Here is a 13,197-nt window from a genome sequence, read left to right as displayed (position 1 = left end):
GGATTTCGAAGAAGATCTCCACGGGGTGCTCCTTGAGCGGGGGTGCGAATGGGTGCACAGGGCCGAGCCCAGCTTACGCGGGCCCCTTCGGCACTACGATTCCGGCTATGGCGAAGAAGCTGGTGATCAAGGTGACGGCGGGGGCCGACGCCCCCGAACGGTGCTCTCAGGCGTTCACGGTGGCGGCGGTGGCCGTGGCGAGCGGCGTCGACGTCTCCCTGTGGCTGACCGGCGAGTCAGCCTGGTTCGCCCTGCCCGGCCGTGCCGCCGAGTTCGAGCTGCCGCACGCGGCTCCCCTGCCCGACCTGCTGGACTCCCTCCTCGTGGGCGGCCGTGTCACCCTGTGCACGCAGTGCGCGGCCCGCCGCGAGATCACGGAGCAGGACGTCATCAAGGGGGTCCGTATCGCGGGCGCGCAGGTCTTCGTGCAGGAGGCGATGGCGGACGGGACGCAGGCGCTCGTCTACTGAGGCGGGGCCGTGTAGAGGCAGAACGGATGGCCCGCCGGGTCCAGCAGCACCCTGACGTCGTCCTGCGGCTGGAACCCTGCGAGCCGCGCGCCCCCGGCGACGGCCCGCGCGGTCTCCCGCTCCAGATCGTCGACCTCGATGTCGAGGTGGATCATCATCTGCTGCCGGTCCGCGGCGCTCGGCCAGACGGGCGGCCGGTAGGCGGGCTCGGTCTGGAACGACAGCCCCGTACCGCCGCCGGGCGGGCGGATGTGCACCCAGTCCTGCCCGTCCTGCCCGCGCCACACCCGCCAGCCGGGCAGCAGCCGCAGGTAGAAGTCCGCGAGCTCGCGGGCGTTCGGGGCGTCCAGGACCGCCGCTGTCAGTCTCATGGGGCCGGGATACCCCGGACGGGCGGGACGACGCCGCTCAGTGCGGCCGCTTCTTGCCGTCCAGCTCGTCCCACCACTCGTCGGACTGGGGATCGCCGGAGGGGTCGTCCCACCACCGGTCCTCCGGCCCGCGCCGGTTGGCGACCATGGCCGCGACGGGCGGGATGACCATGGCGACGACACACATCCCCACGGCGGCGGGGACGGACCACAGCCGCACGACACCCCAGGCCAGCACGAAGAGGCCGATGCAGAGGCCCATCATCGCGAAGTACGTGTGACGCCGCCGTGCGTACATACGTCCAGCGTAGATCCGGGCAGGCCGAAGGGCCGCACCCCAGGCGTCCAACCCGGGGGGTGCGGCCCTTCGAGGACCGGTCGTCGTCAGACGGCGATCGCGACCTCCGCCAGGCCGCCCTGCTGGGCGACGACCGTGCGGTCGGCGGTGGCGCCGGGCACGAGGGCACGGACGGTCCAGGTGCCCTCGGCCGCGTAGAAGCGGAACTGTCCGGTCGCCGAGGTCGGCACCTCGGCCGTGAACTCGCCGGTCGAGTCCAGCAGACGGACGTAGCCCACCACGGGCTCGCCGTCCTTGGTCACCTGACCCTGGATGGTGGTCTCACCGGGCTTGATCGTCGAGGCGTCGGGGCCGCCGGCCTTCGCACCGCACATGTCGTACTCCTGAAGTCTGGAAAGGTCGGTCGGGGAGGGTTACTTGTTGGCGCCGAGCTCGATCGGCACGCCCACGAGGGAGCCGTACTCGGTCCAGGAGCCGTCGTAGTTCTTGACGTTCTCCACACCGAGGAGCTCGTGCAGCACGAACCAGGTCAGCGCGGAGCGCTCACCGATGCGGCAGTAGGCGATGGTGTCCTTGGCCAGGTCGACGCTCTCCTCGGCGTAGAGCTCCTTGAGCTCCTCGTCCGACTTGAAGGTGCCGTCGTCGTTGGCGTTCTTGGACCACGGGATGTTGCGGGCGGACGGGACGTGGCCCGGGCGCTGCGACTGCTCCTGCGGCAGGTGGGCCGGGGCGAGCAGCTTGCCGGAGAACTCGTCGGGCGAACGCACGTCGACGAGGTTCTGCGACCCGATGGCGGCCACGACGTCGTCGCGGAAGGCGCGGATGGACGTGTCCTGGGCCTTGGCCTTGTAGTCCGTCTTCGGGCGCTCCGGCACCTCGTCGCCGGCGACCAGCTCGCGGGCGTCGAGCTCCCACTTCTTGCGGCCGCCGTCGAGGAGCTTGACGCTCTCGTGGCCGTAGAGCTTGAAGTACCAGTAGGCGTAGGAGGCGAACCAGTTGTTGTTGCCGCCGTAGAGGACCACGGTGTGGTCGTTGCCGATGCCCTTCTCCGACAGGAGCTTCTCGAAGCCCTCCTGGTCGACGAAGTCACGGCGGACCGGGTCCTGCAGGTCCTTGGTCCAGTCGATCCGGATGGCGTTGCGGATGTGGTTCTTCTCGTAGGCGGACGTGTCCTCGTCCACCTCGACGATGGCGATGGTCGGGTCGTCCAGGTGCTCCTGGAGCCAGTCGGCGTCAACCAGGACGTCGTTGCGGCTCATGCTTCTTCTCCTCCGGGGCAGTTACGGCGGGGCGTGCGAGGTCTGCAGGGCGCACCCTTGAGGCAGGGCGGCGCACGGGTGCCCGTGATGCGGGGCTACGGGGATGCGCGCGCCGGCGCGACTGCCGACGCGATCGCTCAGAAGGTGCGACAGAGCATGGCGGCGACGCGGCACAGGTCTACTGCCCGCCGCTTCGTGAGGTCCGCCTGTCGCTTCATAGCGTCGATCGTAGGGACGGTCGGGCGGGCATGTCACCGGCGTGTCGCATACTGAGACGGGATGATCCGCCATATGGGATGCGAGGGCTCCGTGAGGCTGCGTGGCACGGACCGTGACCCGACGTATCGGCCGTCACATCTGAGCTGCGGACGCCGCCGTCTCGCCCACCGGACACCCCTGGTCCGGCGCCTCGCGCTCTGCCTACCCGGCCAGCCGGACGTCGGAACCCTTCACCGTGATCTCGACGCCGTCCGGGGCGGCCTGGACCGTGTCCAGCTTGATGCCGCCCGGCAGGCCGTCGATCTTCTGCTGGAAGTCGGTGATCGCCCGGACACGGTTCTCGGCGATGTCGACACCGCCGAACTTGGGCAGCCCGTCGGCGTGCACGCGGACGGTGCCGTTGTCCACCTTCACCGAGCTGAGCACGGAGACCGGCTCCGGGAGCTTGGTGCCGAGCACCGTGGCCTCGACGGTGACCTTGATCTTGCCGTTGCCGCCGTCGGAGAGGCCGACGACATGGGCGGTGACGCCCGGGGCGACCTGGGTGGGCTCGGACTTCGCCGTCTTCAGCAGCTCGTCGTAGGCGATGGTCGCGGTGCCGGTGGCGCTGGAGGCGGTGGCGGAGCTGTAGTCGCCGGAGAACTCGACGCCCCGCATGTCGGCCTGGAGGTCGTCGATGCGGATCTTCTGGCCGCCGTTGCCAGTGGTGGCCTCGTAGTCCTTGATGCCGACCTCGATGTCGTCCAGGGAACCGCCGGCGACCTGGGTGAGGAACGGGAAGCCCTTGATCGACACGTCGGGGGTCGCCGACAGGTTCTCCGTCGTCTTCAGCCGGTCGGCGGCCTCGTCCTCGGCGAAGTTGACCGCGACGCGGTCGGCGATCACGAAGAGCCCGCCCAGGATCACGACGAAGATCAGCAGTATTCGCAGTGCGCGCATGCGGTGTGTCCCCCACCCAGTCGGTTAGACGGCGGTCCCTGACGACCGGGTGGCCGTCCCTTGCGTGAGAGTAACCCTGGAGGGAAGGGGGGCCGCCGGATTGTTGATCATCTGTGACAGGGCGGAGGCCAGTCGTCCGGCGGCCGGGGCTACGCCAGCGCCCTGCCCAGGACGTACACCGCCGGGGCCGCCGCGGCCAGCGGCAGGGCCACGCCCGCCGTGAAGTGGACGAAGCGGGACGGGTAGTCGTAGCTCGCGACCCGGTGGCCGATCAGGGCGCAGGCGGCGGCGCCCGCGCCGAGGAGGGCACCGGAGGTGCCGAGGTCCGTGACCGACCCGGCCGCGATGCCCGCGCCCGCCGCGGCGAGGAGGGACACCACCACCGAAGCCGGGGTCGGCAGCGGCACCGCGCGGGCCAGGACGGCCACCGCCACGGCGACCGAGCCCACCGTCACCGCGTCCGCGGCGGCCGCGAGGTACCCGCCGGCCACGATCGCCAGCGCCGAGGCCGCGACCGTCGCCATCAGGCCGTACATCCGCTCGTCCGGGTCGGCGTGCGACCGCAGCTGCAGGACCAGCGCGAGCAGCACCCACACCCCGAGCGTGCCGAGGATCGCCGACGGGGAGCGGTCCGACGCCAGCAGCGCCGCGTCCGCGGCCAGCGCGCCCGCGAAGCCCAGCGCGATGCCCTGCCGGGCCGGCCACATGCCGTTCAGCCGGAACCAGCCCGCCGCCGTGACCGCCTGGAGGACCACCAGCGGCACGAGCAGCGCGTACGTCCCGACCGCCGCCGCACCGGCCAGCAGCAGCCCGAGCAGCGCCGTCAGCGCGGCCGGCTGCATGCCGGGCTCGATGATCGGGGACCGGCCCTCCGCCCGGGCCCGCTGAGCGTCGGTGACGCGGGTGTTCCCGCCGACGGTGGCGGGGCCGTAGCCGGGAGCTGAGGCGTCGGCTCCGGCCGGGGCCGCAGGTCGCTGCGGCGGCGACTGGGGGGTCAGGATCGCCGTCTCCGGATCCGGCGCCTGCGCGGACACCGACCGGTGGTTCTGCGTCTCCCAGGTCTGCCCCTGCCACTGCTGCGTGTACTGCTGGGCGGCCTGCGGGTCCTCGTACCCCTGGTGCCCCTGGTACCCCTGCCCGGGCCACGTCTGCGGCGCCTGTGGCTGCTGCCCGTAGGGGTCGTACGGCTGGTGGGGCCGGTTCGGCTGGTCGTTCATCGTCATCCTCCTGCGAACGGCGGGAGTACCTCGACCGTGCCGCCGTCGGCCAGCCGTACCGTCTCATGCCCGCGGGTGCCCACGGGGTCGCCGTCCACGAGGAACGAGCACCGGCGCAGGACGCGCTCCAGTTCGCCGGGGTGCCGCTCGCGCACCCCGTCGAGCGCCTCGGCGAGCGTGGCCGCCTCGTACGGCTCCTCGGCCACCCCGGCCGCGGCCTTGGCGGCGGCCCAGTAGCGCACCGTGACCTTTGGCATCTGCTTCCTCAATGAATTCGACGGTGAACCCCGTCAGGCTAGCCCGCCCGGCCCACGCCCCACGCCCCGATCCGGGCCAGCAACTCGTCGCCCGCCGCGTGCTCGGCATGCCCCATACCGGCCTCCAGCCACAGTTCGCCCTGGTCACCGGCGGCCGCGGCCAGCATCCGGGGATGGTCGACGGGAAAGTAGCCGTCGGCGTCGCCGTGCACGATCAGGAGGGGGGTCGGGGCGATCCTCCGCACCGCCTCCACCGGGGAGAGGGGCACCGGGTTCCAGTCCCGGTGGTGGATGCGCGTGCGGAACCCGTACCGGCCCACGACCCGCCCTTCCGGCCGGGTCACCAGCCAGTGCAGCCGCCGCATGGGGGCGGTGCCCCGGTAGTACCAGCGGGCCGGCGAGCTGACCGACACCACCGCGTCGGTCTGGCGCGGGTGCAGCGCCGCGTGCCGGAGCACCACCGAGCCGCCCATGGAGAAGCCCACGGTCACCACCCGCGCGTGCCCGTGGCTCCGCGCCCAGGCCACCGCCGCCGTCAGGTCGAGCACCTCCCGGTCGCCGACCGTGGAGTGCCCGCCGGACATCCCGTGCCCGCGGAAGGAGAAGGTGACCACGCCCCCGTGCCGGGCGAACGCCGCCGCGATCCGACGCACGTGCGGGCGGTCCACCGCGCCGGTGAATCCGTGGGCGACGACGAACACGGGATGAGCGGAGGGCGTCCCGGAGGTGTCGTATACAGCCGCTCCCGGCTCGTATACGGCGTCGATCGCGACACCGTCGGACGTGCGCAGAAACGCCCGTGAAGACATCCGCACAGGCTTTCCCCCGCGCGTCTCGGAATGCGGACGATCGGTGGAACGCCTCACATGACCTGACGGACCAGAGCTCATGTGGGCTATTCTGCTGGGCAGAGGACTCGGGCAGCGTAGCCCCCGGGTCCTTTTGTGCTTTCGGAAGCGTTGTATACGACGCGGGAAACCGCAGGTGTACGGGGCCTTCGGGATCGCAGAGCGGTGCTGTGCCAACAAACGTCCTCGCAGGGACCGAGGAGGAACCAGACGTATGAGTTCTCTGCTGCTCCTGACCAACGCCCTCCAGCCGTCGACGGAGGTGCTCCCCGCCCTCGGCCTGCTTCTGCACAACGTGCGTGTGGCCCCCGCGGAGGGCCCCGCCCTCGTCGACACCCCCGGCGCCGACGTCATCCTCGTCGACGGCCGGCGTGATCTGCCGCAGGTCCGCAGCCTCTGTCAGCTGCTGCGCTCCACCGGGCCGGGCTGCCCGCTCGTCCTCGTCGTCACCGAGGGCGGTCTCGCCGCCGTGACCGCGGACTGGGGCATCGACGACGTGCTGCTCGACACCGCCGGCCCGGCGGAGGTCGAGGCGCGGCTGCGGCTGGCCATGGGTCGGCAGCAGATCGTCAGCGACGACTCCCCCATGGAGATCCGCAACGGCGACCTGTCGGTCGACGAGGCGACGTACTCCGCCAAACTCAAGGGCCGCGTCCTCGACCTCACCTTCAAGGAGTTCGAGCTCCTGAAGTACCTCGCGCAGCACCCCGGCCGCGTCTTCACCCGCGCCCAGCTGCTCCAGGAGGTCTGGGGCTACGACTACTTCGGCGGTACGCGCACGGTCGACGTGCACGTACGGCGGCTGCGCGCCAAGCTGGGCCCCGAGCACGAGTCGCTGATCGGCACCGTCCGGAACGTCGGTTATCGATTCGTTACGCCGGAGAAGCCGGAGAAGATGGAGCGCGGCGCCGAGGACGCGAAGACCAAGGCAGCCAACGCAAAGACGGACAAGGCGGACGAGTCGGCCGCCCTGGACGCCGCCGAGGCCCGCGCCAAGGCATGAGAGGCGTATCGCGGCGCCGGCCTGGGCATCGCTTCCCGCACAGGGTGCCCCGGACGGCGGTCGGGATATCGCACAGAACCTCCTTTACGCCCTGCCCAGAGCCGGTATATCCGCGTAGACTCCGCGCGTGGCCAAGGTGACTCGGGATGATGTGGCGCGGCTGGCAGGGACTTCCACTGCCGTGGTCAGCTATGTCATCAACAACGGACCCCGGCCGGTCGCCCCGGCCACGCGCGAGCGTGTCCTCGCCGCCATCAAGGAACTGGGGTACCGGCCCGACCGGGTGGCCCAGGCGATGGCATCCCGGCGCACGGACCTCATAGGCCTGATCATCCCGGACGCCCGCCAGCCCTTCTTCGGGGAGATGGCGCACGCGGTCGAGCAGGCCGCCTCCGAGCGCGGGAAGATGGTCCTCGTCGGCAACACGGACTACGTGGCCGAGCGCGAGGTCCACTACCTGCGCGCCTTCCTCGGCATGCGCGTCTCCGGCCTGATCCTCGTCAGCCACGCGCTCAACGACCTGGCCGCCGCCGAGATCGAGGCCTGGGACGCCCGGGTGGTGCTGCTGCACGAACGCCCCGAGGCCATCGACGACGTCGCCGTCGTCACGGACGACCTCGGCGGCGCCGAGCTCGCCGTCCGGCACCTGCTGGAGCACGGCCACGAGTACGTCGCCTGTATGGGCGGCATAGCCGAGACGCCCGCGGTCGGCGACCCGGTCTCCGACCACGTCGAGGGCTGGCGCCGCGCCATGGACGAGGCCGGGATCTCCACGGAGGGCCGCCTCTTCGAGGCCCTCTACAACCGCTACGACGCCTACCAGGCCGCCCTGAAGATCCTGTCCGGCCCCGACCGCCCGCCGGCGATCTTCTGCTCCACCGACGACCAGGCGATCGGCCTGCTGCGCGCGGCGCGCGAACTGCGCATCGACGTGCCCGGCGAGCTGGCGGTGGCCGGCTTCGACGACATCAAGGAGGCGGCGCTCACCGACCCGCCCCTGACGACGGTCGCCTCCGACCGTCCGGCGATGGCCCGGGCGGCCGTCGACCTCGTCCTCGACGACGGGCTGCGGGTCGCGGGGGCCCGGCGGGAGCGGCTGAAGGTGTTCCCGTCGCGGCTGGTGACCCGGCACTCCTGCGGCTGCGCGTAGCCTCCGGCGGCTGGACGGGGAGCCTCTTTATATCGGGCATACGAGGTTCTGTCGGGCTTCTCAGCAAGCACTCAGGAAGCTCTCATGGTCGGGCGACAAGCTCAGTTCCATGACCGAGAGCTTCCACCGCAGTGGCGAGTACGAGAACCCTTACGAGGGTCAGCAGCAGGCCCCGGTGAACCCCGAGTGGCCGCCCCCGCCGGCGTACGCCCCGGCACATGCTCCGCATCCGAAGAAGCGCGGCCGTGGCCCGTTCGCCCTGATCGCCGCCGTGGCGATCGTCGCGGCGGCGATAGGCGGCGGCACCGCCTACGGCATCCAGGAACTGACCGGCAACGACACCGTCGCCTCCAGCTCCACCAGCACCACCGTGGTGCCCTCCAGCCAGAAGGGCACGGTCGCCGGGGTCGCGAAGGCGGTCAGCCCGAGCATCGTCGAGATCAGCGCCGACTCCAACGCCGGGTCGTCCACCGGCTCCGGCGTGATCATCACGAGCAACGGCGAGATCGTCACCAACAACCACGTGGTCTCCGGCGCCTCGCAGATCAAGGCGACCACCAGCGACGGCACGTCGTACACCGCCAAGGTGGTCGGCACCGACAGCAAGAAGGACCTGGCGCTGATCAAGCTGGAGAACGCCTCCGGCCTGAAGGCGGCCACCCTCGGCGACTCGGCCGGGATCCAGGTCGGCGACCAGGTCGTGGCGATCGGCTCCCCCGAGGGGCTGTCCGGCACCGTCACCAGCGGCATCATCTCGGCCCTCGACCGTGACGTCACCGTCCCGACCGAGCAGGGCCAGGACCAGGGCCAGCAGCAGTGGGGGCAGGGCCAGGGGCAGGGTGACCAGTGGCCGTTCGAGTTCGGCGGGCGCCAGTTCAACGGCGACACAGGCAACGACACGACGACGTACAAGGCGCTCCAGACCGACGCGTCCCTCAACCCGGGCAACTCCGGCGGCGCGCTGATCGACATGAACGGCAACATCATCGGGATCAACTCCGCGATGTACTCGCCGACGAGCCAGGCCTCCTCGTCCTCCGACGCGGGCAGCGTCGGCCTGGGCTTCGCCATCCCGATCAACACCGTCAAGGCGGACCTGGCGAAGCTGCGGGCGGGTTCGACCGACTGAGTCCGGACCCCGGCCACCGGCAGGCGCTCCCCCGCAACCGCCCACCGCGGGCCGGCGCTCCCCCCGCCATCGCCCGCCGGCGTGCGACGCTGAGAGCGTCAGAGCAGCAGCACCCCGTCCCCCTTCACACTCGAGGACCCCGACCCATGAGCCCCGCAGACGGCGACCGTGACCCGCAGCGCATCCTGATCGTCGACGACGAGCCGGCCGTACGCGAAGCGCTCCAGCGCAGCCTCGCGTTCGAGGGGTACGGGACCGAGGTCGCCGTCGACGGCGCCGACGCGCTGGACAAGGCGGCGGCCTACCGGCCCGACCTGGTCGTCCTCGACATCCAGATGCCGCGCATGGACGGCCTGACGGCGGCACGCCGCATCCGCGCCACCGGCGACACCACGCCGATCCTGATGCTCACGGCCCGTGACACGGTCGGCGACCGCGTCACCGGCCTCGACGCGGGCGCCGACGACTACCTGGTCAAGCCGTTCGAACTCGACGAACTCTTCGCCCGCATCCGCGCGCTGCTGCGCCGCAGCACCTACGCGGCGGCCGTGGGCGCGGCCGGCCCGGCCGACGAGGACGCGCTGACCTTCGCCGACCTGCGCATGGACCTGTCCACGCGTGAGGTCACGCGGGGCGGACGTCAAGTGGAGCTGACCAGGACGGAGTTCACGCTCCTGGAGATGTTCATGGCGCACCCGCGCCAGGTCCTCACCCGCGAGCAGATCCTCAAGGCCGTCTGGGGCTTCGACTTCGAGCCGTCGTCGAACTCCCTCGACGTGTACGTGATGTACCTGCGCCGCAAGACCGAGGCGGGCGGGGAGCCGCGGCTCGTGCACACGGTCCGGGGCGTCGGTTACGTACTGCGGCAGGGCGGCGCGGAGTGAGTTCCAGGACGCACCGGGTCGTACGGCGTTTCCGCTCCCTGCCGATCCGGTCCCGACTGGCCCTGCTGGTGGCCGCCGCGGTGGCGTTCGCCGTGGCGGCGGTGTCGGTGACCTGCTGGTTCATCGTGCAGGGGAAGTTGTACGACGAGATCGACAACGACCTGAAGTCGTCGGTCGGACCCTTGCGTCCGGGCGAGTTCCAGGCGCTCACCGGCGAATGCCGGCAGACGCCTTCCGACTCGGTGGGCATGGGGTCGCGGCCCAAGACCTACGGGCAGCTGGTCCGCGTCGACGGCAAGCTGTGTCTCTTCCCTTCCTCCACGACCCAGGTGCGCGTCACCGACGACGACAAGGCCGTGGCCAAGGACCCGGACCCGAACCAGGGCCGCATCCGCGACGGCACGGACGACCACGGCAACAAGCTGCGCGTCCTGACGACGGCGGTCACCATCAAGTACGACGATGACCTGCCCCCGGGCGTCGCCGCCGACTACTCCCTCGTCATCGCCCTGCCGCTCAAGGGAACGCAGTCCACGCTCAACGAGCTGGCGCTGATCCTCCTGCTGGTCTCCGGCGTGGGAGTGCTCGGCGCCGGCGCCGCCGGCCTGGCCGTCGCCCGGGCCGGGCTGCGCCCCGTGGACAAGCTGACGGACGCCGTCGAGCACGTGGCCCGCACGGAGGACCTGAACATCCGCATCCCCGTGGCGGACGACAGCGAGGACGAGATCGCCCGGCTGTCCCACTCCTTCAACGCCATGACCTCGGCCCTGGCCAGCTCCCGTGACCTCCAGCAGCAACTGATCGCGGACGCCGGCCATGAACTCCGCACGCCGCTCACCTCCCTCCGTACCAACATCGAACTCCTCACCCGCAGCGAGGAAACCGGCCGCCCCATCCCCGAGGCCGACCGCAAGGCGCTGCTCGCGTCGGTGAAGGCGCAGATGACGGAGCTGGCCGCACTCATCGGCGACCTCCAGGAACTGTCCCGCCCGGACACGGGCCAGCACTCGGGCCGGACGCAGATCGTCGCCTGGCAGGACACGGTCGAGTCGGCACTGCGGCGGGCGCGGCTACGCGGACCGGAACTCACGATCACGGCGGACGTCGAGCCCTGGTTCGTCCGCGCGGAACCCTCCGCCCTGGAGCGGGCGGTGGTCAACATCCTGGACAACGCGGTGAAGTTCAGCCCGGAGGGCGGCCTGATCGAGGTCCGCCTGACCGAGGGCGTCCTCACGGTCCGCGACCACGGCCCGGGCATCCCCGCCGACGAACTCCCCTACGTCTTCGACCGCTTCTGGCGCTCCCCCGGCGCCCGGGCCCTGCCGGGCTCGGGCCTGGGCCTGTCGATCGTGGCGCGGACGGTTCAGCAGGCGGGGGGTGAGGTGTCCCTCTCCCCGGCGGAGGGCGGCGGCACGGTGGCGACGGTACGACTGCCGGGGGCGGCTGTTCCACCGCCGGAGGATCCTCCTACTTCGTGACGTAGGTGAGGAACGATGCCCAGGGGCTCGCGCCGAACACGAGTATGGGGCCGTCGGGGCGCTTGCTGTCGCGGACGGGGACTCTGCCGGAGTGGCCGTCGGAGACCTCAAGGCAGTTTGTGCCACCCCCGTCGCTGTAGGACGACTTGCGCCACGCGGCGGCAGTGAGGTCAGGGGCTCGGTTCATTCTCTGCACTCCTCTAGAAGGCGCTTGATGAACGCCGTCGACTCCACGGGAGTCAGCGCCGCGTCCCTGACGCGATCGTAGGACAAACGGAAGCGCAGGACCTTGTCCGCTTGCGTGATCAACTCACCGAAGCCGTTGCCCTCCGTCCAGGCGACCGGATCACCAACGCGCTGCCAGAAAAGCCAGAGGTGGCTGTCCATGAGGTCGTGCACCCCGGCCGCGAAGGGCAGTACCTGGATCGCGATGTTCGGCAAGTCGGCCGCATCCAGGAGGTGTGACAACTGCTCCGCCCACACCTTCGCGTCAGGGACAGGCCGCCGCAGAGCGACCTCGTCAAGGATCACGCGTAGGTCCGGCGCCGACTCACGGTAAAGCAGTTCCTGCCGCCCCACCCGCGCAGCCACCTGTTCCTCGACTTCTTCACTGTTGCCTGCCGTTGTCTGGGCGCCAGACAACCCTGACAACACCGCTCGGGCGTAGTCCTCGGTCTGCAAGAGACCCGGCACGCGCAGCTGGAACATCCACATGATCTGCGCCGTCGCCTCAAGATCCATGAACGCCTTGTACTTGTCCTTGATGACCTCCCTGCGCGCATCTCGCCACTCACGAGCCAGCAGGTCACCGCACCCGTAGTAACTGTCCAGGTCCTCCATGACCGCCAGCTTGGACAGCCGCTCGCCCGACTCCAGGCGGCTCAGGTAGCTCTTGTCGTAGCCGGTGTCCTCGGCCAGCTGCCCCAGGGACTTGCCCTCCTTCTCCCGCAGAAACCTCAGCGTCCGCCCCAGAACGGCCCGTCCTCCGTCAACCACTTGGACCACGTCACCCCTCACCGTTGCCTGGAGCGCCAGGCAACACCTGGCCTCTTCCGCAGCGTACGCGTGGGCCGTAACCATGGAGGCACGAACGGTAATCACCGCTCGTCAAACCCCCTGCCTGCCTCCCGGAAGGGACACCCATGCGCCTGCGCCTGCGCGTCGCCGGACTCTGCGAGTCACTGCTCCTCACCCTCGTACGGCTTCTGCTGCCCGCCCGAGGGCGGCATCGAGCCGTCGCGCCCGTCGCGCCCGTCGTGCCGCGGCCGCTGCCGCCACCCACCCGCCCCCTCCCGCCGGAGCCCCTCGAAATCGACACCCCTCTCGTCCGGCCCTACCTCCGCGCCTTGGAGATCTACGCATGAGGCTGCTCCCCTGGACCGGAGTCGACGGCAAGCCCTGCTACCTCTCCACCGACGACCCCGACAGCCTGCTCTCCCGCCTCGCCGACGACGTCGAGGCCGCTCAGCTCGCGTCCGCCGAAACCGTGCTCGTCGGCGCCCGAACCGTACTGCGCGACCCCAAGGCCGGTGAACGCGCCGTGCGTTTCGCGTTGACGCGGGCCGTGGAGTCCCTGGGCGACGTGTTGCGGATCGCGGTCAGTCGCAGGGGTGACACCCGATAAAGAGGGACATGCCACCCGCCAAGCTGTCGATGTCCTGTCATACCCATCAGT

Annotated in this window: 19 protein-coding genes; 8 read left to right on the top strand and 11 right to left on the bottom strand. The window is 70.7% G+C overall.

Annotated features, from left to right (window positions below; all coding sequences use genetic code 11):
• Positions 1 to 107 precede the first annotated feature (107 nt).
• Positions 108 to 470 carry a DsrE family protein gene (locus HNR57_RS17830; RefSeq protein WP_184561005.1) on the top strand — a complete coding sequence of 121 codons (363 nt, stop codon included), beginning with the start codon at positions 108 to 110 and terminating at the stop codon, positions 468 to 470.
• On the opposite strand, the gene HNR57_RS17825 is transcribed toward HNR57_RS17830, so the two are convergent.
• The 9 genes from HNR57_RS17825 to HNR57_RS17790 form a co-directional block, all read right to left on the bottom strand.
• Positions 464 to 841: a VOC family protein gene (locus HNR57_RS17825; protein ID WP_184561004.1), complete on the bottom strand. Its 378-nt coding sequence runs from the start codon at positions 839 to 841 to the stop codon at positions 464 to 466. The genes HNR57_RS17830 and HNR57_RS17825 overlap by 7 nt on opposite strands.
• A 37-nt stretch (positions 842 to 878) precedes the next feature.
• Positions 879 to 1,139 carry a DUF3099 domain-containing protein gene (locus HNR57_RS17820; RefSeq protein ID WP_184561003.1) on the bottom strand — a complete coding sequence of 87 codons (261 nt, stop codon included), beginning with the start codon at positions 1,137 to 1,139 and terminating at the stop codon, positions 879 to 881.
• An 86-nt stretch (positions 1,140 to 1,225) separates the two neighbouring features.
• Positions 1,226 to 1,513: a DUF1416 domain-containing protein gene (locus HNR57_RS17815; protein WP_003991226.1), complete on the bottom strand. Its 288-nt coding sequence runs from the start codon at positions 1,511 to 1,513 to the stop codon at positions 1,226 to 1,228.
• Positions 1,514 to 1,552: 39 nt separating this feature from the next.
• Complete coding sequence (locus HNR57_RS17810) at positions 1,553 to 2,398, bottom strand: sulfurtransferase (protein ID WP_184561002.1); 846 nt, start codon at positions 2,396 to 2,398, stop codon at positions 1,553 to 1,555.
• Between the two features lie 137 nt (positions 2,399 to 2,535).
• The gene (locus tag HNR57_RS40875; RefSeq protein ID WP_350310325.1) at positions 2,536 to 2,616 is read right to left on the bottom strand and encodes a putative leader peptide; all 81 of its coding nucleotides are present in this window, start codon (positions 2,614 to 2,616) and stop codon (positions 2,536 to 2,538) included.
• 202 nt (positions 2,617 to 2,818) lie between these two features.
• Positions 2,819 to 3,556 carry an LmeA family phospholipid-binding protein gene (locus tag HNR57_RS17805; RefSeq protein ID WP_184561001.1) on the bottom strand — a complete coding sequence of 246 codons (738 nt, stop codon included), beginning with the start codon at positions 3,554 to 3,556 and terminating at the stop codon, positions 2,819 to 2,821.
• Positions 3,557 to 3,705: 149 nt separating this feature from the next.
• A complete protein-coding gene (locus HNR57_RS17800) occupies positions 3,706 to 4,773 on the bottom strand; it encodes a hypothetical protein (protein WP_184561000.1) in 1,068 nt (355 codons plus the stop codon).
• A 2-nt stretch (positions 4,774 to 4,775) separates the two neighbouring features.
• Entirely contained in the window at positions 4,776 to 5,030 is a 255-nt protein-coding gene (locus tag HNR57_RS17795) for a MoaD/ThiS family protein (RefSeq protein WP_010036212.1), read from the bottom strand.
• Between the two features lie 38 nt (positions 5,031 to 5,068).
• Complete coding sequence (locus HNR57_RS17790; RefSeq protein ID WP_184560999.1) at positions 5,069 to 5,920, bottom strand: alpha/beta hydrolase; 852 nt, start codon at positions 5,918 to 5,920, stop codon at positions 5,069 to 5,071.
• A 172-nt stretch (positions 5,921 to 6,092) separates the two neighbouring features.
• Here HNR57_RS17790 and HNR57_RS17785 point away from each other — a divergent pair, with 172 nt between their 5' ends.
• The 5 genes from HNR57_RS17785 (at position 6,093) to HNR57_RS17765 (ending at position 11,522) form a co-directional block, all read left to right on the top strand.
• Entirely contained in the window at positions 6,093 to 6,881 is a 789-nt protein-coding gene (locus HNR57_RS17785) for a response regulator transcription factor (RefSeq protein ID WP_184560998.1), read from the top strand.
• Positions 6,882 to 7,008: 127 nt separating this feature from the next.
• Positions 7,009 to 8,031 (top strand): LacI family DNA-binding transcriptional regulator, encoded by a 1,023-nt coding sequence (locus HNR57_RS17780; protein WP_184560997.1) that lies wholly within the window; start codon positions 7,009 to 7,011, stop codon positions 8,029 to 8,031.
• A 109-nt stretch (positions 8,032 to 8,140) separates the two neighbouring features.
• Entirely contained in the window at positions 8,141 to 9,160 is a 1,020-nt protein-coding gene (locus HNR57_RS17775) for a S1C family serine protease (protein ID WP_184560996.1), read from the top strand.
• A gap of 146 nt (positions 9,161 to 9,306) precedes the next feature.
• A complete protein-coding gene (locus HNR57_RS17770) occupies positions 9,307 to 10,044 on the top strand; it encodes a response regulator transcription factor (protein WP_062927675.1) in 738 nt (245 codons plus the stop codon).
• The gene (locus HNR57_RS17765; RefSeq protein WP_184560995.1) at positions 10,041 to 11,522 is read left to right on the top strand and encodes a HAMP domain-containing sensor histidine kinase; all 1,482 of its coding nucleotides are present in this window, start codon (positions 10,041 to 10,043) and stop codon (positions 11,520 to 11,522) included. The genes HNR57_RS17770 and HNR57_RS17765 overlap by 4 nt, the downstream gene beginning before the upstream one ends.
• Here the strand turns inward: HNR57_RS17765 and HNR57_RS17760 are convergent.
• Together HNR57_RS17760 and HNR57_RS17755 are read right to left on the bottom strand one after the other, a co-directional pair.
• On the bottom strand, positions 11,512 to 11,709 hold the full coding sequence (locus HNR57_RS17760; protein ID WP_184560994.1) for a DUF397 domain-containing protein: 198 nt from the start codon (positions 11,707 to 11,709) through the stop codon (positions 11,512 to 11,514). The genes HNR57_RS17765 and HNR57_RS17760 overlap by 11 nt on opposite strands.
• On the bottom strand, positions 11,706 to 12,527 hold the full coding sequence (locus HNR57_RS17755) for a helix-turn-helix domain-containing protein (protein ID WP_313674173.1): 822 nt from the start codon (positions 12,525 to 12,527) through the stop codon (positions 11,706 to 11,708). Before HNR57_RS17755 ends, HNR57_RS17760 begins: the two co-directional genes overlap by 4 nt.
• Positions 12,528 to 12,664: 137 nt before the next feature.
• On the opposite strand from HNR57_RS17755, the gene HNR57_RS17750 reads away from it, so the two are divergent.
• Both HNR57_RS17750 and HNR57_RS17745 read left to right on the top strand, forming a co-directional pair.
• A complete protein-coding gene (locus HNR57_RS17750; protein WP_184560992.1) occupies positions 12,665 to 12,886 on the top strand; it encodes a hypothetical protein in 222 nt (73 codons plus the stop codon).
• Positions 12,883 to 13,146, top strand: a complete 264-nt coding sequence (locus HNR57_RS17745) for a hypothetical protein (protein WP_184560991.1) — start codon at positions 12,883 to 12,885, stop codon at positions 13,144 to 13,146. The genes HNR57_RS17750 and HNR57_RS17745 overlap by 4 nt, the downstream gene beginning before the upstream one ends.
• Positions 13,147 to 13,197 lie beyond the last annotated feature (51 nt).

Source organism: Streptomyces paradoxus (assembly GCF_014202475.1).
Lineage (GTDB): Bacteria > Actinomycetota > Actinomycetes > Streptomycetales > Streptomycetaceae > Streptomyces > Streptomyces paradoxus.
Note: the sequence above shows the minus strand (reverse complement) of the source record. Positions and strands in the feature narration are given on the sequence as shown.

Bases quoted from the DNA above. Each gene is read 5' to 3' on its own strand.
- HNR57_RS17830 (WP_184561005.1), top strand. From the start codon at position 108: ATGGCGAAGAAGCTGGTGATCAAGGTGACGGCGGGGGCCGACGCCCCC.
- HNR57_RS17825 (WP_184561004.1), bottom strand. From the start codon at position 841: ATGAGACTGACAGCGGCGGTCCTGGACGCCCCGAACGCCCGCGAGCTC.
- HNR57_RS17820 (WP_184561003.1), bottom strand. From the start codon at position 1,139: ATGTACGCACGGCGGCGTCACACGTACTTCGCGATGATGGGCCTCTGC.
- HNR57_RS17815 (WP_003991226.1), bottom strand. From the start codon at position 1,513: ATGTGCGGTGCGAAGGCCGGCGGCCCCGACGCCTCGACGATCAAGCCC.
- HNR57_RS17810 (WP_184561002.1), bottom strand. From the start codon at position 2,398: ATGAGCCGCAACGACGTCCTGGTTGACGCCGACTGGCTCCAGGAGCAC.
- HNR57_RS40875 (WP_350310325.1), bottom strand. From the start codon at position 2,616: ATGAAGCGACAGGCGGACCTCACGAAGCGGCGGGCAGTAGACCTGTGC.
- HNR57_RS17805 (WP_184561001.1), bottom strand. From the start codon at position 3,556: ATGCGCGCACTGCGAATACTGCTGATCTTCGTCGTGATCCTGGGCGGG.
- HNR57_RS17800 (WP_184561000.1), bottom strand. From the start codon at position 4,773: ATGAACGACCAGCCGAACCGGCCCCACCAGCCGTACGACCCCTACGGG.
- HNR57_RS17795 (WP_010036212.1), bottom strand. From the start codon at position 5,030: ATGCCAAAGGTCACGGTGCGCTACTGGGCCGCCGCCAAGGCCGCGGCC.
- HNR57_RS17790 (WP_184560999.1), bottom strand. From the start codon at position 5,920: ATGAGCTCTGGTCCGTCAGGTCATGTGAGGCGTTCCACCGATCGTCCG.
- HNR57_RS17785 (WP_184560998.1), top strand. From the start codon at position 6,093: ATGAGTTCTCTGCTGCTCCTGACCAACGCCCTCCAGCCGTCGACGGAG.
- HNR57_RS17775 (WP_184560996.1), top strand. From the start codon at position 8,141: ATGACCGAGAGCTTCCACCGCAGTGGCGAGTACGAGAACCCTTACGAG.
- HNR57_RS17770 (WP_062927675.1), top strand. From the start codon at position 9,307: ATGAGCCCCGCAGACGGCGACCGTGACCCGCAGCGCATCCTGATCGTC.
- HNR57_RS17760 (WP_184560994.1), bottom strand. From the start codon at position 11,709: ATGAACCGAGCCCCTGACCTCACTGCCGCCGCGTGGCGCAAGTCGTCC.
- HNR57_RS17750 (WP_184560992.1), top strand. From the start codon at position 12,665: ATGCGCCTGCGCCTGCGCGTCGCCGGACTCTGCGAGTCACTGCTCCTC.
- HNR57_RS17745 (WP_184560991.1), top strand. From the start codon at position 12,883: ATGAGGCTGCTCCCCTGGACCGGAGTCGACGGCAAGCCCTGCTACCTC.